Source organism: Segatella cerevisiae (assembly GCF_024054555.1).
Lineage (GTDB): Bacteria > Bacteroidota > Bacteroidia > Bacteroidales > Bacteroidaceae > Prevotella > Prevotella cerevisiae.
This window is the reverse complement of sequence record NZ_JAMXLY010000040.1, coordinates 1-26,106: the sequence shown is the minus strand read 5'-3', so window position 1 is coordinate 26,106 and position 26,106 is coordinate 1. Positions and strand designations below refer to the sequence as shown.

Here is a 26,106-nt window from a genome sequence, read left to right as displayed (position 1 = left end):
TCGTATTTTTATGAGAAATACATTGTTAGTATTAAAAAATTCTGACAGATCATTAAACAATCTTCCTTGTACATGCGATACAAATTGGAGAATGTGATTACAATATCCAAGGGGTTGCACCTACGGTTTAACATGCTTATTAAAGACTTCAGAAGGACAATATCCTTTCAGGAACCACCTTGGTATATGATTGATGAAATTAGACAAGATATTCAATATCTGGTTAAGTTCGGTTTCTTTCCTAATCGCTAAACCATACAAGAAAGTCGAGATATGTTCGGAAAGAGGCAAACTCTTCAACTGTGCTCCCATCCACAAGACATTGACCCGTATTTCTGCCTGGTCTGCCGACAGTTTCCCACCCCTCAAGAATTGGTAAACTTTCTCGGCTCCAAACTGACCCTGTACAGGAAAAGGCATCTGTCCCCAAGCTTCCACTTCCTCCTCGGGAAACGATTTATAATCCCGGATTTCCTGATGTTCATCCATATCCTGCATTAACGAGCCTACCTCCTCCTGATCCAGAAAGACCGATAAGAAAGCCGTAGTTTGCGTCCCATCAACTTCATCAAAAAGGACTTGATGAATATGATAGAGGCTTCTGCCAAACAGATAATCCTTAATAGCCTTTTTGTCAGAAGTCACTCCACGACAAGCAGCAATCATTTTTACCAACGGGTCCATATCTACGATCCCATAAAGATTGAGGCATCCCATCGTTATCCTGTCCAACAGTTCCTCCCCTTGATTCAGTTTCTTTTGTAATACGACGTCAATCCACGGTTTGAAAGCCTCTTTCAGATCACTCGCAATGGAATAACATGCAAACCTCAAATGCTCATCATTAGGCATTAGGATTTGGAGCACTTTCATATCGTGCAGTGAAAGCTGAGAAAGTAATAGCTGTGCCTGATAGGGTTCATTATCCGGGGCCTCCACGATCTTTTTGAGAAATCGCAGTTCGTATACTGTCTGGAACTCCAGCACATGAGAAGGATTACCCAAAATCATCTCAGCCAATTGATCCGTAAACTCCTCTTTCGAAAGGCTCTGTTTGATGTGCCATCCAAATATTTTCGCAATATAGACCAGTGATGTTTTAGGATTAGTCATCAATGATTCTTTCAGCATTACAGTTTGGAAGAACTGTGCTCCTTTCCTTCTATATGAATTACCCATAATTTACATTTTATTAATTTGAATAATCTACCTTGCACCCATCTGTCTGCAAGTAAGTGCTCTTATTCTAAGCAAACTTAGAATTGTCTGCAACCTCATTCAGCCTATTCTTAGATCATTTTTGAATTCTATTTTAGATGTCCCCCACCATTACTATAAGCCTTAATCACATTCTGTATTAACTTGTAATTTCTATAATAACCTAACCGATCAAGTTATATTTCCTCCAAATAGAATAAAGAGGTTCAAATATTTGAACTCATATCTAAAACCATCATTTCTATTCCATCTTATTAAATAGGCATTCTCTTAAATAAGACAACACAAAATTAAGCAATAAATTCCTCTTTCTTCCTCTTTTCCTTGCAATTCTTAAAAATATATCTCCAGATATGAGCAGAAAAAGAACTATGGCGGATGTATAAGGACAATACTATTGCCGTATGGCTTTATTTTATATTATTAGGACGAAATAACATAAAAACACGAAGATTGATACACTTTATCCGATAATTATCTTATATTTGTATCCTATTCAAAATGCGATATATGGCACCGGTGATATTACACTAAGAGTGAAGTTTATAACTGTAGTAATATATTCTCTGTGAGATACAACATCCCAATGCGGGAGAATTACCAATTCCAGTCCTTTCATCATCATCTACCCGTATGTGCATTCAGGCAGACACATATAGGCTTGGAAACTATACCAAAAACAGACTTAACTCCATCAAGCGCTTTGACAATGGACTTGCGCATCTCTTCTCAAAGCCCCTTGTCAATTTGCTGTACTGGTTGAACTGATATCTGGTTGCCAAGGTGGGGATGATATTAAGATATTCCTTGTTGGATCGATGGAAAAGATAGTTTCCACTATCGATGCAGAATGCTTCCTCTGTAATGGAAAGTGCGACCACCTCCATATTGGAAAACTAGGAAGTAACAGCATGTGGAGGATATTTCTATGAAAATTTACGTAATTTTCTACAAAACGTTTGTAAATATCAAAAAATTACCGGAACTTTGTAGAGAAGTTCGTATAGTTTATAGTAATTAATGTTTTAATCACCACGAGAATACTAGAAATCCATAATATGCGCAACTTTCTAAACTTTAATGTTTTACAAGATCAATTCAACCAACAGGTTTTACATGATAAAAAAAGAGCCTAAACAGGAAGATATTGACGAAATTTTCAGATTGTATTATCGACCGCTATGTATGTATGCTACTTCATTATTGAAAGGCACGAATAATGTGGAAGATATTGTAATGGAATGTTTTATCCATCTATGGGATAAACTAAAGACCAATGCTCCTATTCTGAACACTAAAAGCTATCTGTTCATTTCCGTGAGGAATGCCTGTTATGATGCCCATAAACGGATCAGCAGCACTCCTTCATTTGTAGACATTGAAAATGCGAAAGATACAGTTGACATAAATGACGAAGAAGAAAATTCAGAGTGGGCTGCGCAACTATGGACGGCTATCGATACTCTCCCCAATCGGTGCCGCGAGATTTTCCTGATGAGTAAACGGGAGCAAAAAACTTATGAAGAAATTGCGAAGGAACTCCATCTATCGGTAAAAACAGTAGAAACCCAGATTTCAAAGGCATATAGGATTCTTCGTGGAGAGATCCGAAAAATTTATCTCTTCTTTTTTTCTCTCTTTTCATAAGGGTATGCAAGGATCGGGCAGTCTTTAGAATAAAAAGATGGGAAGAAACAAGAAATGGAACGAAATACTTGATTTCGTTGTCAGATACTATAAGGAAGGTATATTTGATACTAGAAAAGCTATTTCAGCCTTTCATGAAAACACTGGTTATAGCCCTACACTTCACAGAAGAAAGATAGGGATATACCGTATTGTAGCAGCCGCAGCAGGGATTCTCCTACTGGTGGGTATAGGTATTGGTTTATTACAACAAAACAGAGATGAGATTCTTATTGCTTCAAATGATAGTATCAAGACCCTTACAATTTCAGACGGCAGCAAGATTATCATAGCCCCTCATTCTTCCATTTCCTACCATAAAAACGGTAAGGTTACAAATGTTAGAAGTGTGAGTCTCAAAGGAAAGGCCTACTTTATCATCATGCACAATAGCCGAAATCCATTTACGGTACACAGTGACCTCGGACTTGTGGAAGATTTGGGAACGACATTCCAGATAGATGAAACCTGTGGGAATGCATCTAAAGTATATGTTACCAGTGGTAAAGTCCGTTTCTCTACACGAGATAGGAAACATAGCCTTATCCTTACCACAAATAGGACAGCAGAAATCTCCAAAGAATATCCTCAGCCCCATCTCATTCCATCAAGTCATTCCAACCAGACTGCATGGGCAACCGGTATATTCATCTTTGACAATACTCCTATCAACAAAGCTCTGAAAGAAATAGGTAATTGCTATCAAATCAGCTTGGTAACAAGTGACACAACAAGATCCATCTCGGGTGAGTTTAAGACCAAGAATGTCAATGACTTAATCAACGCATTGGAAGATGCACTTCATATTGCCATCCGTGTTAAGAAATAGGAAACTATGAAATCTATTTTAATCGTACTCCTATGCATATTCTCGAGTTTCGCTTATAGCCAGACCATCGGTCAAGAAATCAAGAAATTGCAGAAAGAAAAGAAAATATTTGTTATCTATGATTCCAGTATCCGATTGGAGATTCCCTATCATGGTCCGTCTCTTAAGGGGCTGCCTATTGACATAGCCCTGAATAAACTCTTCCAAAACACCAATATTATCTGGACAAGAAGTGGAATAAACATCATTCTTGAAAAAAAACTTCGGAAACGAAATGATCATCAGACTAAAACAATAATAAAAGTAAAAAAAAAGAATGCCCCTGAGAAGTACACTATCAGCGGTTATATAAAAAATGAAAACGGTGAGCCGTTAATCAATGCAACAATCTATGACAAGGAAGAAAAACAGGGTACGTTGACGAATGAATATGGATTTTTCAGTTTCACTCTTCCCGAAGGTACACATTCTTTACGGATTTCCTATATCGGTTGTCAAGACATCAACCCCAGAATCAGGTTATCCAGAAATGAAAGAACCGATTTCCAATTACAGGAAAATACAACGCTAAATGATGTGATTGTAAAAGGTGACCTGAATTCTCCCTTGCTGACCACTCAGACTGGAAAAAGGTCCCTGACCTCTGCCGACTTCAACACCGAATTCTCTTTACTTAGCAGTCCAGATGTCATCAAGACCTTGCAGCGTATCTCCGGTATTGCATCAGGAGTGGATCTCGCTTCTGGACTATACGTACACGGAGGAAACAGTGACGAGAACCTGTTCCTGATCGACGGGGTTCCTCTCTATCAGACGAATCATTCCCTAGGACTTTTTTCTTCTTTCAATACAGACATCATCAAGAATGCAGACTTCTATAAGAGTGGGTTCCCCGCACGATATAGCGGCAGACTGTCTTCCGTCACGGATGTCAGGACCAAGGACGGTGACCTCTATCACTATCACGGCCTTTGGTCACTGGGGGTTCTGGATGGCAGGATATATTTGGAAGGACCTATAATAAAGGGAAAAACATCATTTGTATTCAGCCTCCGCAGAAGTTGGATTGACCTTATACTAAAACCCATCTTTGCCATCGCCAACCATTGTAAATCGGATGAGGACGAGTACACCGTCGGTTACCTTTTCCATGACCTGAACTTTAAGGTCACCCATCATCTCAATGACAGAGACAAGATGTATGTCAGCCTCTATTCCGGACTCGATCACTATAATGTCCGTGATAAAAGTGCCTGGGAAGAAGACCATGAAGATACGAAAAACAATTTCAACTGGGGGAATCTGAACATGGCTCTAGGATGGGACCGGCAGTGGGGAAACCGTCTTTTCTCCAATATAGCAGGAATATTCACCTATAATTATTCAGGATTTGATTATTCAGATGATAATTTTGAGGAAGCAGATGATGGCATCCGTCATCGTACCAGTCTTGAACAACAGCATAATCACTCCCAGATATACGATGGAGGACTGAAAGTAGATTTTGATTACCAGCTGGACAACCAGAACAAAATCAATTTTGGAGGAACATTTATCCAACACCTTTTCAGACCACAGACCATTCAGAAATCCTACTATTATAGCGACAAGGACGAAGAAGTGGATACGGTACAAATGAAAAGCCATAACATCAAACATTCCAGTGAATTTACAGCTTATACAGAAGACGAGATGAGGATCACAGACCAATGGAGTACAGACTTCGGACTGAACTTCTCTTCATTCTCAACGAAAGGCAAGATCTATCATTATCTGGATCCCCGTCTGGCTACAAAGATTCAAGTAAAAGACAACCTCTCTGTCAAATTATCCTATACGATGATGACCCAGTATGTCCATCACATTGCCACTTCTTATCTGGATATGCCCACCGACTACTGGGTACCGACAACATCCACTGCCCTTCCCGCCCGTTCCAGTCAGGTCGCGGCAGGTATCTATGCTCAACCCTGTCGTTCATGGTTCCTTTCCATAGAAGGATTCTATAAAAGAACCCGTCATCTGCTGCTCTATCGTCACTGGGCAGGATTCCAGCCAGCAGCATCACGATGGGATAAGGACGTCACAGACGGCGACGGCCGCTCCTATGGAATCGAATTCGACGGTAACTATCACCATGCCAAGATGAGCCTTGAAACTGCCTATACCCTTTCATGGACGTCAAGAAGATATAATGAAATAAAAACCGGATGGTTTCGGGACCAGTTCGACAACCGCCATAAGATCAATATCACATGGAGATACCAGTTTTCTCACCGGATAGGAGTCTATGCGGCATGGGCTTACCATTCCGGCAACCGCATGACACTGCCCGACCAGTATATATTACTTCCATCTTTCCCTAATGATAAAGGAGAGAATGAAATAGGGAAATTCTACAGCAAGTCCAACAACATGGCCTTGCCAGCTTATCACCGGTTGGATGTGGGTGCAAATTTCACCCACCGTACCCGTCACGGAAGAGAAGGCATTTGGAATATCAGCATCTATAATGCCTATTGCCACCTGAACACCATGCGTATGAAAATATATGAGGAGGACGATGGTACTTATACTGTCAGGACCAACGGATATATTCCATTGATTCCTTCAGTAAGTTACACCTTGAAATTTTAATCGTTATGAGATATTTCCTTATCAGTTGCATCCTTGTGTTGTTAGCTTTTACAGCCTGTCAGGATCATGTTGATATTGATCAGCTCTCGAGAGACAGCCAACTGGTCATCTATTGTTTTCCGTCTTCTCAGGACACGACGGAGATATTTGTTTCTTCTTCCATACCGGTAAAAGGAAAGAACACGTTTATGGATACGGCTCAGGTAAGATGTACGGTCAACGGAGCACAGAAGGAAGTCAAGTTTCTGAAAAAAGTAGATGCTTACAAGACCTACCAACTCGTCTATTATTTTACAGGAATACTGCAGGCCAAAGACCAGATAACCGTGCAGGTCAGTGCAAAAGGGATGAAAGCGGCTTCGTCCACCACTACCATCCCCACTGTACCGGAGATAACGAAGACAGAGATGGGGTCCGTATTCAACGATGGGGTCTGGTATGACCAGATCCGACTCTCACTTAAGAATTCTCCTTCGCCGGCGAAATATGCAGTGAGGGTGATTGGACTTGCCGGAGACTATGATGGAGATCTTGATTCTATCATCACTCGGAAAGAGGTTGAAGAAGTTTGCACGTATGATGAACCGGTGCTGAACAAATACTCACTGGGTGAAAAAATATTTGATGAATCCAATGACTTCTACCAGAATTTCTATGTCTTCGATAATAGTTCATTCCTACATGATTCTACCTATACATTGCATCTGGATGTTCATCCTCATGGTTATGTAAATGCTTATTATATAGAGCTTTACCGTCTTACCCCTGAGTTATACAATTTCTTCAAGAGTGTCAATGACAGTAAGAACAACAGTACGGCCAACTATGGAATATCATTTGTTCGACCGAGCTATACCAATATTAATAATGGTATAGGGGTCATGGGAGGCTATGCAATGACGAAAACCGACTGGATAAAAGAAAAATAATTTATTTTAAGTAAGGGTTGTTAAAGAAATAGACGTCTTATTATAAAAACGGTGATGGAAAATCATATTTATGAATGAGACTTTAAAAAAAATAATTATGGGTAAATTAAAATCAATTACATTAGGCTTACTTGCTTCATTATTATTAGTAGCATGTGAGAACGAGAATCCCGGAGTTCAAAACACGAATCAGTCCAGAAAAGAGGACAACATCTCTAAAATAGCATTGAAATTTGCTAATGGTATTAATGCTTCTACAAGTACACAAACCAGATCTATTGATTTGGCATCCGTCAAGACTATCAACAAACTCCCCATGGGCAATTTCTTTAAGAATGAGTCAAATACCAGAGCCGTAAATTATCAAATCTATTTAAATGACACACTTGTATCTACTTCTTTAACTAAGAATGAAGGAACTGTTATTTTAATTAAAAATGGCGAAAAGATATTGCCGATTGCTTATTTTAGGAAAGAAAACAATATGGACGTTAACAAAGTCCTTCGTGACACAACGTCCGACCTCTCTTTTTTATTACAAACAGCAGTTAATAATATCGCCGATGATTCAAGCCCAATGATTGAAAATACGGATCAGATTGTAGAAAAAGTAAATCCTAAATGTAAAGTTTCTTGGGATCAAGATCCCCCTTATAATAAATATTGTTATACTAATGATGGACAACAGGCTCTTGCTGGTTGTGTTGCTATTGCTGGCGCTCAGGCTTTATCAGTTCTACGACCTAAGATGAGTATGATAACCTCTTGGGACGAAGTCACAAAACAATATCCTACTGCAGAAGCAATTGATGAAATAGCAAAATTAATAAGCTATGTTGGGCAACAAACAGGAATGAAATATGGAACGAAAGCTTCAGGTACAAAAACCTCTAATTTGGTCGACTTCTTTAAGAAATATGACATTTATAATTGGGGTACTTATCAACCCATCACCGTTCTACATTTGCCAGATGGAATAGTTGTAGTATCTGGATATCGAGCTAAACATGGTTGGGGACCTTGGAAACATTATGTTGATGGCCATGCCTTCATAGCAGATGGATATGTTAAATATAACAGGCCAAAAGATCCATATTATTTACATCTCAATTATGGTTGGGGAGAACCATTTAAAGATGTATATTTGTTAAGTTCTGAGAAAGAATGGAAAGAGAATGAAGCAATGGCTATCTACAAAAAGATTTTCCCTCATAAAATAGACTTCTTCTGTTTTGCACATGAACATTTTGGTAACTAACAATTAGACAATTATGATATTCCCCAAAATATAAGATTCAATTGGTAGCGGTAATTAATTAAATTTCGTACATTAATAAGAGCATTAATCAATGTCAGATTATGATAATTTCTATATTTATTGCACAAAGTGTATATATAATTTAAAATATAACAGAAAATGAAGCAAATATTTTCACAAAACTTATTAATTCTAGGATTATTTCTCGCAATTGCATCATGTACTAAATACGATGATGACAGTGATCACTTTCCTGATCTCAATAAGACCTCCATCTCATTGAGTACCACGAAAGCGGATACGATATATAGTCTGAACAAAAGAAAATTTTCCATTGATGGAGTACAAATGATAACAAGGAAAGATGATTCTCCTGCCAGTGACTGGATATCTTTCTATCATCAAGATCAGATTACGTTTAATGGGGCACAGATCGGAACCATCATTCACAATGGAGATCAAATTGATATCGTTGATATTCCTAACCTCTGTAAGATCTCGATCTTGAAATCTAAAGAGAAAAAATTGAAATGCGCTTATCTTATTCAACCTTATGAGCATGCAGAAACCTCTCCTTATTATATAAAACTTATTGTCATGGATACTGCCCCGGCAAAAGTTACTATCAAATAAGACTTTATGGGGCTGCTCGCCCAAACGCTTCGGCATTTTCCAGTATAGACTACTCCTTCTTACCGCACGAGGAAATTACAATTCTATATTGAACTTGCTAATGAACTCATAACAAGAAAAAGTGTCTTTGGAATTCAATTCAAGTCAGTATCGTGGATCCAAATTTGCTCTATAGTGAATAGGACCTTGCAAAATGGTGCATTTTGGTCAACCAAAATGCACCATAATGATATACCAAAACGCACCATAATGGTACACCAAAATGCACTATTTTGGTAGTCATTGATTATGATGGTTAGTCCAAGTAACCACGATAGTTAATCATCATAATCAATTATAAAGGTTCCCATAAAAAAACATTGCTATCCGGTGAAGTCAAGATTGGAGTACGGGAGGTATTTGAGGGTTTAATAACACGAAAAACACAGGGAAAACACATAAGGTCAGGTTGTCCGGTGACTTCACCCATCCCCTTTATAAGGTAAGTTTTTACAGACTAAGCACTTTCAACTTGTTTTTATCAACTTTTTTTTGTACCTTTGCGAAAATAGAGCGAAAGATGCCGTTGTTGACCCACCTATGTGTAATCCTTTGTCTTCTCCCACGGGCTTACTCAAGGGATTCATTATTACCAATTGCTTTATCACGAGTTGATCTATTCCTCTATTCATTGAAAGCGTACTGCATGGCAAGAGACTTCTATCAAAAACCGAAATTCCAAACCCGACAGATCTACCTTTATCAAGAGCATTAAAACAACCGGATCATTTATCCGCACAAATAATTAATATGGCAAAAAGTTTTTCATTTAACAAAAGACAGAAAGAGAAATTAAAACAGCAGAAGAAACTGGAGAAGCAGAAACGTAAAGAACTTCGTAAAAGCCAGGGCAAGGATTCCATGGACGACATGATCGCGTATGAAGATGACTTTGGACAACTCCATTCTTCTCCTGACGAAATCGTCAAAGATGAAGTGAAGCTAGAAGACATCGAAGTTTCCATTCCCAAGAAGAGTGAGGAAGAAGAAGACACGTCACTTACAGGAAAGGTATCTTATCTCAATGTCGAGAAGGGCTATGGTTTCATTCAGCAAGAAGACAGCAGGAACAGTTATTATTTCCGTCTGAGCAATGCTCCTGAAGAAATCGAAATAGAAGACAAAGTTTCTTTCAAGACTGAAGACAGCGCAAGGGGCAAGAATGCAATTGATATTGCGATTGTCAGCAGGTAATCTAATCATCTGTCATAAGGAATCCAAATGGTTCTCTGCGTATCCACATCCATAACTGATGGTCGGAAATACGGTGTTTACCTATCTGCACGTTATCGAAAAGATAATGGTGCAGAGAAGGGGTAAACAAATCAAATGATACCAGGGTTTTGCGAAATGCCCCGGGAGTGTATCTGTATTTCTGATTAGAAGAAAAGAGTGGACTAAGGTACACTCTTAAATGCGCCAATGAAGAAGAGCGGGATTTCCCACAGGCCTATCTTAGAAAACAACAACATTGAGAAAAGAATTATTTCCTGTAAAAACAAATCATAAATGAAAGTCCTCAACGAACGAATCCTCAAAGACGGAAAATGCTATCCGGGCGGTATTCTGAAAGTTGATCAGTTCATCAACCATCAAATGGACCCCAACCTGATGAAACAGTGTGCTGTAGAGTTTATCAGGCGATATGCCTCTACAGAGATCAACAAGATCCTCACGATTGAAGCATCAGGAATCGCACCGGCCATCATGATGGGGTTTCTCCTCGACTTGCCGGTCGTTTTCGCCAAAAAGAAGAAACCATCTACGATGGAGAACCAACTCTCCACAACGATCTTTTCCTTTACCAAACAGAGAGAATACCATGTCGTGATCTCTAAGGACTATCTCCGACCTGAGGACAAAGTTCTCTTTATCGACGACTTCCTGGCATACGGAAATGCGGCCAAAGGAATCATCAGTTTGTGCCGTCAGGCAGGTTGCAATCTTGTAGGAATGGGATTCATCATTGAGAAAGCATTCCAGCACGGACGCGACATCATAGAGAAAGAAGGCATCCGCTGTGAATCCCTGGCTATCGTCGAATCACTCGACAACTGTCAGATCAAACTGAAGGAAGATTAGTATTTCTCTTAGAATATAAAAGGGACTAATCCCGAACGGATTAGTCCCCTTAATATGATCATTTCGAATCATAGTGCGTATCCAGATACACGACATGAGTTTGTAGATATTCTTCCAAACCATGCTTGCCGTCAGCGCCTCCTATTCCGGATTTTCTCCAACCGGCATGAAAACCTTGGATAGCCTCAAAATTTTCCCTATTGATATACGTCTCACCGAATTTCAACTCCCGGTTGAGTTTGACAGCCATATCCAAATCCTTCGTATAGATAGAAGAGGTCAGACCGTATTCGCTATCATTGGCCATATCGATGACCTGATTGACCGTATCAAAAGTGATGATAGGCAAGACAGGTCCGAATGTCTCCTGCTGGACGATGTCCATATCCTGCCGAGCCTGATCGAGTAAGGTCGGTTCGATGAAATAACCTTTATTTCCGATACGATGACCCCCGCAAATCAGTTTGCAACCCTGGACCACAGCATGATCGATTTTTTTCAAAACTGTTTCCAAAGCTTTCTCTTCTATCAGCGGACCCATATCCAGATCAGCATTTCGGGACGGATCTCCAACTTTGACAGCCTTGAATCCCGCCAGCAGTTTAGCCGTAAAGGCATCTTTAATGCTCCTGTGCACATAGACACGTTCCGCGTTGTTGCATACCTGACCGGTATTGAGGATACGAGAATCGATAATTGCCTTTACAGCCAGGTCGAGGTCCGCATCCGACAAGACGATGGCAGGCGCTTTTCCGCCTAGTTCCAAAGAAACTTTTGTAATATTCTCTGCTGCGGCACGCATGATCTGCTGACCGGCGCCCACGCTTCCCGTGAGACTCACCATGCCCACCTTCGGATTTGAAGCAAGGGCATGTCCCACTACGGAGCCTTTGCCGAATACGATGTTGATTACGCCGGCAGGGAGTGCTACATCATGGCAAATCTGAGCGAAGACATACATATTCCCGGGAGTCAACTGAGAAGGTTTCATCACGATCGTATTACCGGTAATCAGAGCCGGCGCAGCCTTCCTGGCAATCAGGAAGAACGGGAAATTCCAAGGTAAGATACCCGCAGTGACACCTATAGGACGCTTGAAAAGGAATATGTTCTCATTGGGCCGGTCACTTGGAATCACTTCTCCCTCATAGCGGCGGGCCCATCCTGCCATATAATCAAAATACTCAGCAGTAGAAGCCACTTCGTTGTTAGCCAAAGCCTGAGTTTTACCGCCTTCCTTTACAATAATATCTGCGATCTCAGGAGCTCTCCTCCTGATTTCCTCAGCTATTTTTCTCAAGTACACCGCTCTTTCTGCCGAAGGCGTCCGTTCCCAGTTCTTCTGAGCCCTCTCGGCAGATTGAACAGCCATGGCAACATCCTCTACAGTTCCATCAGGTTGTCTGCAGATGACCTTTTCCGTAGCCGGGTTGAGTACATCGATCCATTTTTCTGATTTGTTTTCGACGAATTGTCCGTCAATGAACATTTTTAGTTCTTTCATAGCAGTATTTGGTTAGTAAATAAAACAGATCTCTTATCGTATCTGGTATAGCAAAGATAACGATAAAAGATTCAGAATGTTCATATCAGGGCGGATTTGTGCAATATTTAACAATTATTCAGGCTTTTGCACATCTAATTGAAAGGTGCAGTCTGAGCTGATCTTCAGAAAGCCTTGCACAGGCTCGCCTGTCATCCCCAAGAGATCACTTCAACTCAGAGTTATCATCAAACATCTGCAGCACCTTGTCGACGATAGGTGCCATATCATAATATTTATATTCGGCCAATCTGCCGCCGAAGATCACATCCTTTTCCTGATCAGCCAGAACTTTATACTTGAGGTATAATTCATTGTTACGCTCATCATTGACCGGATAATACGGCTCCATACCCTCTTTCCATTCCGAAGAGTACTCACGGGAGATAACTGTTTTCGGGTTCTTGTACACGTCCTGTCCAAACAACTCAAAATGTTTATGCTCGATGATACGAGTATAGGGCACATCCGAAGCGGTATAGTTCACGACGGCATTGCCCTGGTAATTAGGCATGTCCAACGTCTCTTGCTCAAACCTGACCGTACGATACTGGAGTTTGCCGAAACAATAGCCAAAGAACTCATCGATCTTCCCTGTGAAAACCATTCGGTCAGCTTTAGCCCGCCAGTTCTCCGGTTGGGAGAAATAATCTTCCCCGACCACTGTGTCAGCACCTTCCAGGAGACCATTGATCAATCGGTTATAACCGCCTTTGGGAATCCCCTGATAGCCGTCATTGAAATAGTTATTGTCAAAGACCAGTCTGACAGGCAATCTCCGGATGATGAACGCAGGCAATTCCGTACATTTCCTGCCCCATTGCTTTTCCGTATATCCCTTGATCAAACGTTCATAGACGGTTTTGCCAATGAGCAGTTGAGCCTGTTCCTCCAGATTCCTCGGTTGTGATGCCCCGTCAGCCTCCAGTTTACGACGCACTTCCTCACGTTCAGAATCCAATTTTGCCTGAGCCTCAGCAGGCGTAATCACCCCCCACATCTGGTAGAAAGTATTCATATTGAAAGGCAGATTATACAGTTTGCCTTTATAGTTTGCCACCGGCGAGTTCGTATACCGGTTGAATTCCACGATCGAATTAACGAAATCCCAAACCCGCTTGCTGTTAGTATGGAAAATATGGGCTCCATACTTATGCACCGGAATACCCTCAACATTCTCACAGTACAAATTGCCACCTACCTGCGGTCTTTTGTCTATGACCAGACAAGTTTTCCCTCGTTTCATTGCCTTATAGGCAAACATGGCTCCAAACAGACCGGAGCCTACTATCAAATAATCGTATTGCGCCATCGCTATTATAGTTGTTTTCTATATTAATTTTACTATGTCAAAGGTCTTTCTTTCCTCCATTTCACGCTTTACTCATCTCCTATTAAGGCAAGGCGGTCTTTGCTGCTATGCCAAAGCATCACTGACATCAGGATTCCCTTTCAATATCCATGGGACATAGGCTAAGTACTGCTCTTCACAGGACCTAAGTGCTGCGGATCCACTCCGGACTTCTGGCCTACAGACTTCTCAGCGTCAGAATCAGGATGAGACGGGTTACGCTTTTTGAGTTCAGGATAAGAGATACGGGTGTGATAAATCGACATCAGACGTTCAGTCAACACCACTTTTGCCTGAGCGATGTCCCTGAACGTAATCGGGCACTCCTTGAAGAACCCCTCCGCTATCTGACCGTCAATCAATTTATTGACCAATTCACTGATACTCTTTTCCGTATGCTCCGGCAAGGACCGGGATGCGGCTTCCACCATATCTGTCATCATCAATATGGCTTGTTCGCGCGTGGACGGGTTTGGTCCGGGATAGCGAAAATCGTCAGGATTGACATCTTCATCAGGATGCTCATTCTTATATTTCACATAAAAATACTTCGTGAGCCCCCTTCCATGATGCGTGACGATAAAGGCTTTCAACTCATTAGGCAGACCGATCTGATCAGCGAGTTTGATGCCGCCGGTAACATGACTGATGATAATCCTGGCGCTCTCTTTGCAAGACATCTTATTATGGGGATTCACGCCCGCCTGATTCTCTGTGAAGAACACGGGGTTGTTCATCTTCCCGATGTCGTGGTATAGGGCACCGGTGCGCACCAGCAAACTATCTGCGCCTATCTTGTTAGCGATCTCTGCTGCCAGGTTCCCGACAGTAATGGTATGCTGAAAAGTTCCGGGGGCAACCTCGCTCAATCGTCTCAGCACCCCTTTGTTAGTATTGGAAAGTTCGACCAGTGTCACGTCAGAAACGAATCCGAAAGTCTTCTCTATCAGATACATCAATGGATTCGCCAACAGGAGGAATACACCGTTGACAAAGAAGTAGGTGTACATGCTCCGGTCTGCTTTTACAATATGATTGCTCTGCAATAAGTCCATCGCGAAATACACTATTGCACTGGCTATGGTGACAGACAATGCCGTTTTGATGAACTGCAGTCGACTGGAGAGTTCCCGAAGGGAATAGATGGCGACAATGCCGGCCGTGAGTTGGACGATGATAAACTCATACTGGTATTTTACAGCAGCCGCGCAAATCAGGACCATCGTCGCATGAGTGACAAAAGCGGTCCTGGAGTCCATAAAGGACCGCACGAAGATGGGGACTAAGGCAAAGGGAATGATGTAGACACTGAACACATTATGCTCTATCATCAACGAGGTCAGTATCGGGAAGATAATGATCAGGGAGTACAGCATCATGATATTCCGCGTTTTCTCAAAATAGTATTTCCGGTAGGAGATCAGATAGGACGTGAAGAGTATCAGAAGGATCGTCACAAATATCAACTGGCCGACGGTCGTAGCGGTCAACTCAGCCCGTGTGGCACTTCTCCTCTTCATCTCTTTCTCATAAGAGTTCAGCACACGGTAGTCATAGTCATCGATGATCTCTCCCCTGTCAATGATCTTCTGTCCACTGAGCACCATGCCACTCGCTAAAGGAATGCCATCCAGGAGTTCCGCCCTTTCAGTCTGGCTTCTCACCTTATCATAGATGAGGTTGGGTTCGATATAGTCATTGATGTTACAGTGCTGTAGCACGGCACGCTCCTTATTCAGTTTTTCATCCATGAACACTTGTTCATATGCCGCTATGGTGGAATAGATGCCATTTACCTGTGTGCTGCGTGCCACTTTACCATTGATGACCCTGATCCTACTGGTCGTATCCTTATCGATGGTATTGTATTCGGGTGTACTGATGATGCCAGACTGATAAAGTTGGTGAAGTCGCCCGGCAATCAAGTTCACATAATCTTTTGGCAGCCCCGGAATGCCGTTCTTGAAATCGTGATAGAATCTGGATATATTCGCTGTTTCCGTTTCCTTGTGGTATCTATAATAAGGTTGGTATTTCCGCATCAGGGAATCCTTTTCTTTCTTGACAATCTCATCGGTTTTGTAAACAGGAAAATCAAATCTGGCTATAAAGGATCCGTACATCCAAGGTTTACCTATATCGTAATTAAACCGTCTGCCCTCGTTTCGAGGCATAAACCAGACAATTATAATTGCGGTCACACTGATAAAGCCGGCCCATTCAAAAAAATCGCGCCAAGGGTGTTCGTCCTGTTTCTTGAATAACTTCATGAATAATCCTTAAAGCATTTATACCTTGCGAAAGTACAAAAAAAATCGCAGAATACTTCAATCTCACGGACAATGTCATCAAAAAAGCATTGTACTTTCTTTGCCAGGTACAATGCTTATTATTAACCCATCAGCCGGAAACATCCATCGATGGTCCTCTTATTATTGTAAAATCACCATGCCGGAATGAAGAAGTGCTTTCACTTGATGATCCGGTAATAGTCCGCCTTGCGGGGCTTGACGGTATGAGGATGACTTGCGGGATAACCTAAAGAAAGTGCTCCTATCCCGACAAGATTCTCATCTGTGAGTCCCCATTTCTTCAGTAAGGACTTACCGTACTCTGTCTTGAAGACGCCATCCTCACGATTGATCCAGCAGGATGCCAGGCCTATGGAATGAGCGGCCAGCATCATGTTCTCCAATACCAGACTCCCGTCCTTGATATAGTTGTAGCAATCTGACGGCGCAAACACGAATACGATCGTAGGAGCATTATAATAGGGATCGCTTTTGACGCCCATTATTTCTGCATTGATCTCGGCCACTCGGCTCTTCTGCTCTTTATCCTGCAAAGCAACGATCCAAGGGTCCTGTTTCCCCATGCCTGTGGGTGCCCAAGTACCTGCTTCCAAGACCGTCTTCAATTCCTCATCCTTGATCTGGTCAGGTTTGAAACGGCGGATGCTTCTTCTTTCCCTGATCGCTTTCAACACTTCGTTGTCTATCATTTTCTTCCTTTCTAAATACCGGCAAAAGACACGCTCTACGGTCTTTCTTCGTTCAAGCTTTTGCTGTTGTCGGACTTTCCTTACTCTCTTCTTTCTTTTCTTCTTTCAGCAAATCATCACCCCAGTGTGTCACGGCCTCGCGAGCCTCACGCTCCTTTTCTACCTTAGCCTTCTTAGGATAGAAGATCATACGTAACGACTGGTTGTAGTTGAAATAGTTCCATACCCAGTTCAACAGGACGACGACCTTGTTCCTGACGCCGAGAATAGAACGGAGGTGAACAAACAACCATAGAAGCCATGCGACAAAACCCTGGATTCTGATTTTCTTGAAATCTGCTACAGCCTTATTACGGCCCACAGTAGCCATAGACCCAAGATTCTTGTAATGGAAAGGTTTCAGTTCCTTGCCTTTCTCCAACCGGCAGATATTCTTAGCCAACAGTTTTCCCTGTTGGATGGCTACCTGTGCCAATTGTGGATGGCCTTTAGGAAAGGCTTCATCGCCACTCATGATACACTGGTCACCGATGGAGAAGACATTTTCCATACCGGGAACCCGGTTAAACTGATCCACTTTGATTCGGCCGCCATGACCAATCATCGAAGGATCCATATTAGTAATGGAAACACCGGCAATACCACTCACCCAAATGAATGTGCGTGTAGCAATCTCACTGCCGTCCTGAAGTATGACCTTATGGTCTTTGTAGTCCATCACTTTCTTGTTCAGAAGGATGTTGACTCCCATACGGCGCAAGAACTCTTCAGCTTTTTGGGAAGCCGCAGGAGACATTGCGGAAAGCAACTTGGAAGATGCCTCGATCAGATAGATATTGATCAGGCTGTCGTCCATCTCCGGATAATCATGAGGAATAATGCTCTTCTTCATCTCCGAAAGGACACCTGCAATCTCTACTCCCGTAGCACCGCCTCCGACAATGACAAAGTTCAGCAGTTCCTGCCGCTCTTTGTCAGTAGCGCATGTAATGGAACGCTCCAGATTAGCCAGAATGGCATTCTGAAGTCCCATTGCCTCAGCCACATTCTTCATAGGCATAGCCTCTTCAGCAATGTGCTTGTTACCATAGTAGTTCGTCGTGGCACCGGCAGCAAAAACAAGATAATCATAATCAACTTTTCCGATGGAAGTCTGGATGATCTTCTTGTCAGGGAAGATGCAACGTACTTCAGCCATCCTGAAATAGACATTATGATTATTCTTGAAAATTCTCCTGAACGGGAATGAAATGGAACTTGGTTCCATTCCAGCCGATGCTACTTGATAGATAAGCGGTTGAAACTGATGGTAATCGTTCTTGTCAATCAAGATGATTTGCATACCTGAATGACGCAGCTTATTTGCCAATTTCAATCCCCCGAAGCCACCGCCTACTATCACTACTCTCTTTTTACCGTTTCTGTCTATATTCAAACTCATTTTTCAAACTACATTATCAAGTATTTCGCAAAAATACTAAAATTACTTTACCGTAACAAGCCTTAATGGACAAAATATGTTAAAATGGAACTGATCCAAATCAAGATTTGATACGCCTCTTTCAAACTTCATCTGATTCGAAACGGCGGGCTGACTTCACAGCAATCATAAGAAAAGGCAATAGGTAAAAGTTTAAGATTCCAAAAGAGAAAATACTGTTCAATCGAGGAATACTCTAATTTCTCTCATCAGACTCGTTTTAAGTCCAAAACAGTTGCAGAAAAACTCATTCATTTGGAATGATGTCCTGAAAAAAGGATCAGAGCAACCCTAAAAATCAAGGCTGCTCTGAAGTTCTCTCATACATTATCATTTTAATGAACACGTTTGCTTGACGTCCCGTCGACAGCCAACTTGTCTTCCAAGACTTTCATCCAATAGCCACCGATGACAGAACGGGCCTTGAAAGCTACCATTTTACCGGTAATCGTCTCATGCCAGTCGCTGATCGGCACACGTGAGGTAGTCTCGTTGATATAGGTGTATATCGGAGAAACGAATTTCAGGAAAGTCTTTTTGTTGGGACTCATGGCTGCTGTCCACATGATCCAGTCGCTCTTCGTATAGGTCTTCCGGCAATCCAGAGGCAGTCCATATTTATTCTGTTTCTTCAGATAATAGGAGATCTCCCGTTCCATCGTGCCCTTAGGGAACACGTGCGTTGCCCAGAGTTTATCCCATACCATATTGTATTTTTGACTCCATGTGTCAGGACGGTCAAAAGCCAAGCGGTAATGATCTCCTTCCCTAGCCTTCTCAGACCACCACAAAGCCATATCTTTGGCAATCTTTCCATACTTTTCAGCAGTGGCCTGATCACCTTTCAGAGCAGCCATTCTGGCATAACCTTCTATGCCCATGATAGCCTTCACAGACAAATTGCAGTTGTGGGCCCAGTGACCGGCAAAATCATCCGTACAAAGTTGGTTCTCGGGATCCTTACCGTTCTCTACCAAATAATTTGCCCATGTCGTCAATATATCCCAATAGGGTTCGACATACTTGATATTACCGTCCAACTCAGACAACATGGAAGAGAGGATCAGCATGTTACCGGACTCCTCTACAGGCATGTCACCGCCATAGACCTGACCATTTGCAATAGGATAGGTGCCCTGGTCATGTGCGGCAAAAGGCTTGGTATAGCGCCCGCTGCGACTGTATTCGAAGATACTGGTCATCATCGCTTTTTCCAAAAGCGGATTATAGCAAAGGAACAGAGGGGCTTCAGGATAAGTCAGGTCTACCGTATTCACACATCCGTTGGAATTGTTCTCTTTCGAGAAGAAGAGCAGATGTCCGTCTTTATCCTCAAACAATTTATGAGCTGCCATCACGTGACGGTAAGAACCGGAAAGGATTTCCGCATACTGCACGTTACCTGACTTCAAACCATCATCATAAATGGTCTTGTCCAACTGCCGGCACTCTGACATAATCGTGGCATAGCGGTTCTCCAAATCCTTAAAGGCGGCGAAGATCGTCTTGCCGTTCCTTGCCCAATAACCTTTATAGCGATGATACATGTATTCTATGTCCTCAACTTCGTCATAGCCCAGCATGGCGAAACTGGAACGAGGTGTGGTGACTTGCCCGAAATCATGGACATAAGCCAGAACTGGTGTGGAAGAAGCCTTATAAGAGTCTATCTGCTTCTCTCCTGCAGGCAAACTCCCGTTTGCTATAAAACCTTTTTTAATTTCTTCTGAAGTGCCTAGACTGACCTTGCCGTTGACGGCAGGAAGATAGACATATCCCCAGTCAATGCATATCCCGTCTCCTTTTTTCGCCAAAATAGGTTGGTCAATGGTCCCGCTCTGCAATACTTCCATACCATCCTTGTCCAATTTTTTTGAACGGGTGGGCTGATCGGTACTGTTTTGGGCAATCTCAGGGCTGGCGGACAAGTAGAGTTGGACTTGATGGCTCTTCTTGTCTGTCGAACTGACCTGATAGGAGATATAATTGACCGGTGTCGAGATCAGATCCAAGTCATGGATGAGCATCGGTGCTGTAAAGACGAGATGCAGTTCTACAGGACCACATTCAAACGAATAATAGGTATTCGTGGCGAGTACACTGACCGATTTCTGTACTGCGGTCTGGACGTCAGGGCTTTTGGCTCCCATAAAGCGGTAAACAGTTCCGTCCACCCTCAACATTCCTTCAAGAGGCTTGGGTGCACTCGTCCAATGAGCAGTAGCCCCATCAGTCAGATGATCATAGGGTGACCAAATAGAAAAGTAAGGGTCATTGACGACTATAGGTACAGATGGAAGGCGCAGGTGCGTAGTACGGTAAGGTGTAAAAAATTCAGGACTCTGCGCCTTGATACCTAAAAAGAAGGTTAAGAGGGCAAACAATAGAATTGCTGATTTCTTGTGATCGTTCATAACATTGGTTTATATTTATTATTCACACATGGTATTTCTCTGAAAGACGGTAATCAAGTGGCATTTCACCTAATCAGGCAAAAGACTCGCGAAACTCCCTCCACTGCGTTCTGCAACTACACATCTATACAAGGAAGGAGTTCACTCTGGCAAAGTTAGTAAAAATAAGTTTAAGGACAAACAAAATTTCAAAATATATTTCTGTTGTGTACGTATTTTCATGGAGCAAACTCCCCACTTCTCAAATTGTACCGGCATATTCTATAGACTAATTCTCTTTCAAAGAATGATCGGGTAACGGCCTCCTTTATATTTTGTCATCTTATTCCTCTCCAATTGCCTTTTATTTATGAAAAACCTGTTTTTTTGAACAAAAGAATCTCTTTACAACTGAAATTAGAGAAAGTTGAAAAGATAACTATATAAAAAATAGCAGTAAAAAGCATGTTCTTTCAGAATTTATGCTTACCTTTGTCATAACTTGGAATGACATTAGGAATAATCTGTAACTTTCAGACAAACGTCTTCCAGAAGCCGCAAATCCAGAGAATGACCTTCCTTCTGGGATTTGCATCAATAGTGGTATTATCACAACAAAATTAAGGATATGAAGAATAAAAAATCAACGGTAAAGCTACCGTCAGAATGTACAACGATTATTGTAGGAGAAAAAATGACAAGTGACGGCTCACGCATTGCTGCCCGTTCTGAGGACTGGGATGCCATGTATGCCAAAAACTTTGAAGTTTTCGAGGACACAAATTGCGGTCCTAAAGAGTTTGTTGCCAAAGACAGTCCTTTCCATTGCGAACTCCCAAAGAAGGCTTTAGGTTATAAAGCTCTGTCTCCTTATCACCTCCACGGAGAATGGGGAAGTGCCGGTTTCAACTCTGTCGGTATCGGTATGAGTTCTACAGAGACCATTTTCAGCAGTGACAAGGCATTGGCTTTTGACCCATACATCGAAAACGGACTCGCAGAAAACTCCATCTTCAATGTCATCCTGCCTTACATACACACAGCCCGTGAAGGTGCAGAACGCTTGGGTGCCATGATCGAGAAATATGGCTCAGCTGAAGGCTTCGGCATCAGTTTCATTGATGACAAGGAAATATGGTATCTCGAGAATGCCTGTGGTCATCGCTGGTTGGCTTGCCGGATACCTGCTGACAAATATTTTGTAACAGGTAACCAGAGCCGTTTCAGAAATTATGACCCGAAGGACAAAGCCAACTATCTGGCTGCACCTGACCTGGTAGATTTCGCTGCCAAGAACAAACTCTATGATCCGTCCAAGGGAGACTTCGATTTCCATGAAGCCTATTCCCGTGATGAAGAGCAAGACACCACTTACAACTATCCTCGTGTATGGGGACTCCAGAAGATGTTCAGTCCTTCGATCAAGAATGACGTGACCAAAAACACTTTCCCCGTATTTGCTAAGGCTGATCATAAAATCGGCATTGCAGACCTGCGTCGCGCTTTCCGCTTCCATTATGACAATACAGACCACGATCCTTATCTGCACAGCAATCCGAAGGAAGTCTATCGTCCGGTATCTATCTTCCGTACGACACAGACTCATCTGCTTCAGGTTCGTCCGGAACTCCCCTCTGCTATTGGCTGCGTCAACTATGTTGCTGAAGGAATGGCTGACCTCGGCGTATTCCTCCCCCTCTATCAGGGTGTACGCTCATTTCCTAAAGCCTATCAAATAGGTGACGGACATTCGAGCAACGATTCTGCATATTGGATCTTCCGCAAAGTGATGACTTTGGGAATGGTCAATTACAATGAATATGCTCCTCTGATCAAAGAGACCTATGCCAAGTTCGAGGCTGAAACTGATCAGCGCCAGAAAGAAATGGAAGCCGAATATCTGAAACTTTACAAGCATGAGCCGATGAAAGCTCTGGACTTGCTCCAGGACTTCTCTGACTGTGTGCTCAATAAAGCGCTCGAAGTAGCAGAAAGCCTGACTGAAGAACTCTTCACTCGGCTGGCTGCAGATACCCAAAAGACTTATCTTTTCCATGGGGCTTGATCAGCTAGCATAGTTTTATTATCCATACGAAATGCCATGCGCCTCCAAAAGCGTATGGCATTTTTATTGGGGATATTTTGGTTGTCACCGGACGCAAAAAAAGCTAAGCAGGAAGATATTCTGGTAATCCAAAACATCTTCACACTTAGCCTTCGCTTTACGGTCACCGATCTTCCTTGCCGTTCTTGTTTCTATCTGATCAAAAAACGACAGGAGTACCGGCAAATTTCATATTACCGATGTCCCATTAAAGGGAGCAATTTACTTGCAGTTGCAAGCTTTACCGGTAGCCTTTTTACAAGTGCAGGCTTTACCGCCCTTGCAACCTTTGACACACTTTGTTGCCTTTGCTTTTTTGTTGCCCTTCTTATGGCCGGCATAATACTCTTTTGGATTTTTCACTTCTTTCTGTGCGGTCTCTACAGGTTGAGCGGAAGCAAACAGACCTAACAGGCAAAATCCTAAAACAAATAATGATCTTTTCATAATTCTATTTATTTAAATTCAACAAACAGGCATTCCTTTTCTGCAGAGCTTTCATGCATTTTTCTAATGCCATCTATTCGGAAATACTCTATAGGGAACATCCTGAAATTCATACCTTAAATACTGACGACAAAGATACTAAAAAAATTGAAATCGCAAACTTTCATGACCTATTTTATAACTTTCTAAACATTTATTTAATTTGTTCCATCATTCTGCCTCAGACACTTTCATTCTGCAGAATCTCGCCAATGGAAAATCAACGGAACAGAATAACACCACAGTACTCTTCTCTTTGCAACGATTGTCACTCCTATGAGTAAAAGAATAGGGAGAAGGGAGGTCTTATCAGACCATTTGCCATGATAAAAAATATCAGATCATTTCCCTTACAAATTCTATATTCTCAAGGTACTATCAATTCTGACACCTTTGTTTCCACTGCCTCCAGAAAAACTGCCAAGTTCGAAACAGGGGTTCGGAAAGTGATTCCGCAGGAAAATAGGGCAGGAAATGGAGATTCCGATATGTTTTCAGGAAGTACTTTCTGAATTTATTCCGATGCGTAAAGTGGTCATACTTCGTGAAGAATTTCCCGAAATTGCCCCCATAAAGGATCTCATTCAAAACTATACGTCCACGTTTACGGTCTTCAGGAATAGGCATCTGACTTCCTGGTAAACCGAATACCTCTTTTAAGACATACATGACAGCACCTGCAAAATGATACAAACCCAAATATCGGAGTTGTTCGGCATATTCAGCTTTATCCAATTTCAGATCCCCGTCAAGCAGCACATAATAATAGTCCATCAGTTGTCTCAATCCTATTCCTTCATTAAAGAAATGATGACAGATATGTGCCAATTGATAGATACTATTGAAATCGGCTGTTGGAACAGCTATTTTTCCTACTCCTCCAGGCAGGTCGACAAGATGCGAAAATTGCTCGGTCCTATTCCGTTCAAACCATTTTTGGAGTCTGCAGTTATACAGGAAGTCATTCATTACTCCTGGGGTAAAATGCGCTTCTATACGAATACCCTTTGGCGAGTCAAATCCGATATGATGATAGCATAACTGAGTATCTTTCGTCCAATGACGAACAGTTTTGAGAATCAGTTCTCTCCGCCTGCTCAAACTCATCCACGATTTCAGTCCGGATTTTCCTTTGCCTGCAGACAGAGGCCACAACCAAACATCAATATCTCCAGGCATCCGTGAATAAACATCAGGGTATAGCAAAGCATTCCCCTGCCCCTTTAAAATACAACCCGACCATCCTTTAAGGAGAAACATCTTGCAGATCCGGACTGCTTCTGCATTTAGAATACCATTTCTTTTCCTGATCTGCTCATAAAGGGCCAACCAATGCAGAAAGATTGCTTCAGGGGGAGCCCAACTTTTGGGGAGACGACTGATCCCTTCAAACAACACCCCTATCAAAGCCTGCTTTTCTGCAAAAGAAAACAATTCCTGCCAATTGATATTCTGGAAATCATCCTCCGGCAATGAAGAAGTATTCATGGAAAATCTCAAGAAACGAAAAAACAGATCATTCATATCAAAATTTGTTATTAGATCAACTCCTAATGATCATACGCTACATCTTTTCACCTTTCTTCTACGACCTAAGTGCCTAAAAGGATCATTTCGAGTATGGTATGATACTTGGTATTAGATTATTAGTTCCATACAAAATTACAAAATATTTTTCACTTCTAAACATGTCGAATTAAAATTTGAGAAATTATCCTACTCTATTTTCCCAATATGGGCAAAAGCGGAGAAGAACGCAACGTACAGCTATAGGGCTAAAATCACATTGACCCGACCTAGGGATTATGTCAAATAAAATAAAAGATCCTTTCCGTTGCACCCCGTAAACACAGGACATCAAATTTTACGACTTTCCTTCGTTTATGTAAGGAACCCTAAGCATCGCCCTCTCCTTTTGACATTTTAATCAACAATGATCTAAAAGTTCCAATCCTTTCTCAACTTTCTCAGAAATAGAGTGTTCCCAATCCTCCTGATATGGTTTGATAACTATTTTTCGGGCCAAACCGAATATTCATGTCGTCCGATTATCTCAATGTACAGTTTTAATTCTTCCTCTACAGCTTCAAGACAACGCATCTACGTTTCGAAACTCGCATATTCGCTCAAGCATCAAAGGAGGCACTCTCCTTTTCCTTATATGCAAAGGCGATACAACATAAGTGTCATACGCTCAAATAACCCCAAATATGCAGTAGAAAACAAAAAAGTAAGAGGAAAAACAAATTCTTTCCTTATTTTTCAGTAATTTTACCAATGAAATACTTAAACGGAATAACACTTTTGGCAATATGAAACATCCATGATTAAAAAGAATCGTCAAAGCGAATGAAAATATATTGTTATAGCTATCTTTGTGGAGAATTAATAACCCCAAGGAGGCAATTATGGCAAGAGTTGAATTCGCCCAGGTCGT

Annotated in this window: 18 protein-coding genes; 9 read left to right on the top strand and 9 right to left on the bottom strand. The window is 41.9% G+C overall.

The window, feature by feature from the left end:
* Positions 1–120: 120 nt before the first annotated feature.
* Complete coding sequence (locus NG821_RS09880; RefSeq protein ID WP_252761501.1) at positions 121–1,179, bottom strand: hypothetical protein; 1,059 nt, start codon at positions 1,177–1,179, stop codon at positions 121–123.
* A gap of 1,155 nt (positions 1,180–2,334) precedes the next feature.
* Between NG821_RS09880 and NG821_RS09875 the strand changes: the two genes are divergently transcribed.
* The 8 genes from NG821_RS09875 (at position 2,335) to xpt (ending at position 11,311) form a co-directional block, all read left to right on the top strand.
* Positions 2,335–2,865: an RNA polymerase sigma-70 factor gene (locus NG821_RS09875; protein ID WP_252761500.1), complete on the top strand. Its 531-nt coding sequence runs from the start codon at positions 2,335–2,337 to the stop codon at positions 2,863–2,865.
* Between the two features lie 37 nt (positions 2,866–2,902).
* A complete protein-coding gene (locus NG821_RS09870) occupies positions 2,903–3,733 on the top strand; it encodes a FecR family protein (protein ID WP_252761499.1) in 831 nt (276 codons plus the stop codon).
* Between the two features lie 6 nt (positions 3,734–3,739).
* The gene (locus tag NG821_RS09865) at positions 3,740–6,370 is read left to right on the top strand and encodes a TonB-dependent receptor (RefSeq protein WP_252761498.1); all 2,631 of its coding nucleotides are present in this window, start codon (positions 3,740–3,742) and stop codon (positions 6,368–6,370) included.
* Positions 6,371–6,375: 5 nt separating this feature from the next.
* A complete protein-coding gene (locus tag NG821_RS09860; protein ID WP_252761497.1) occupies positions 6,376–7,299 on the top strand; it encodes a DUF4249 domain-containing protein in 924 nt (307 codons plus the stop codon).
* 97 nt (positions 7,300–7,396) lie between these two features.
* A complete protein-coding gene (locus tag NG821_RS09855; RefSeq protein ID WP_252761496.1) occupies positions 7,397–8,557 on the top strand; it encodes a C10 family peptidase in 1,161 nt (386 codons plus the stop codon).
* Positions 8,558–8,905: 348 nt separating this feature from the next.
* A complete protein-coding gene (locus tag NG821_RS09850) occupies positions 8,906–9,190 on the top strand; it encodes a hypothetical protein (protein ID WP_252761495.1) in 285 nt (94 codons plus the stop codon).
* Positions 9,191–9,979: 789 nt separating this feature from the next.
* Positions 9,980–10,423, top strand: coding sequence for a cold-shock protein (locus tag NG821_RS09845; RefSeq protein ID WP_252761494.1), 444 nt, complete (start codon positions 9,980–9,982; stop codon positions 10,421–10,423).
* Positions 10,424–10,738: 315 nt separating this feature from the next.
* Positions 10,739–11,311: a xanthine phosphoribosyltransferase gene (gene xpt / locus NG821_RS09840; RefSeq protein WP_252761493.1), complete on the top strand. Its 573-nt coding sequence runs from the start codon at positions 10,739–10,741 to the stop codon at positions 11,309–11,311.
* Positions 11,312–11,369: 58 nt separating this feature from the next.
* Here xpt and aldA read toward each other — a convergent pair whose 3' ends face one another.
* From aldA to NG821_RS09810, 6 genes are all read right to left on the bottom strand, one after another.
* Positions 11,370–12,815: an aldehyde dehydrogenase gene (gene aldA, locus NG821_RS09835; protein WP_252761492.1), complete on the bottom strand. Its 1,446-nt coding sequence runs from the start codon at positions 12,813–12,815 to the stop codon at positions 11,370–11,372.
* Between the two features lie 205 nt (positions 12,816–13,020).
* Positions 13,021–14,166, bottom strand: a complete 1,146-nt coding sequence (gene glf / locus NG821_RS09830; protein ID WP_252761491.1) for a UDP-galactopyranose mutase — start codon at positions 14,164–14,166, stop codon at positions 13,021–13,023.
* 161 nt (positions 14,167–14,327) lie between these two features.
* Positions 14,328–16,475 carry an HD family phosphohydrolase gene (locus NG821_RS09825; RefSeq protein WP_252761490.1) on the bottom strand — a complete coding sequence of 716 codons (2,148 nt, stop codon included), beginning with the start codon at positions 16,473–16,475 and terminating at the stop codon, positions 14,328–14,330.
* Positions 16,476–16,675: 200 nt separating this feature from the next.
* The gene (locus NG821_RS09820) at positions 16,676–17,206 is read right to left on the bottom strand and encodes a nitroreductase family protein (RefSeq protein ID WP_252761489.1); all 531 of its coding nucleotides are present in this window, start codon (positions 17,204–17,206) and stop codon (positions 16,676–16,678) included.
* A gap of 52 nt (positions 17,207–17,258) precedes the next feature.
* Complete coding sequence (locus NG821_RS09815) at positions 17,259–18,647, bottom strand: NAD(P)/FAD-dependent oxidoreductase (RefSeq protein WP_252761488.1); 1,389 nt, start codon at positions 18,645–18,647, stop codon at positions 17,259–17,261.
* Between the two features lie 374 nt (positions 18,648–19,021).
* The gene (locus NG821_RS09810; protein WP_252761487.1) at positions 19,022–21,100 is read right to left on the bottom strand and encodes a glutaminase family protein; all 2,079 of its coding nucleotides are present in this window, start codon (positions 21,098–21,100) and stop codon (positions 19,022–19,024) included.
* Between the two features lie 607 nt (positions 21,101–21,707).
* Between NG821_RS09810 and NG821_RS09805 the strand changes: the two genes are divergently transcribed.
* Positions 21,708–23,144, top strand: a complete 1,437-nt coding sequence (locus NG821_RS09805) for a C69 family dipeptidase (protein WP_252761486.1) — start codon at positions 21,708–21,710, stop codon at positions 23,142–23,144.
* Positions 23,145–23,405: 261 nt separating this feature from the next.
* On the opposite strand, the gene NG821_RS09800 is transcribed toward NG821_RS09805, so the two are convergent.
* Positions 23,406–23,630, bottom strand: a complete 225-nt coding sequence (locus NG821_RS09800; RefSeq protein ID WP_252761485.1) for a hypothetical protein — start codon at positions 23,628–23,630, stop codon at positions 23,406–23,408.
* Between the two features lie 417 nt (positions 23,631–24,047).
* Positions 24,048–25,193 carry a nucleotidyltransferase family protein gene (locus tag NG821_RS09795; RefSeq protein WP_252761484.1) on the bottom strand — a complete coding sequence of 382 codons (1,146 nt, stop codon included), beginning with the start codon at positions 25,191–25,193 and terminating at the stop codon, positions 24,048–24,050.
* Positions 25,194–26,106 lie beyond the last annotated feature (913 nt).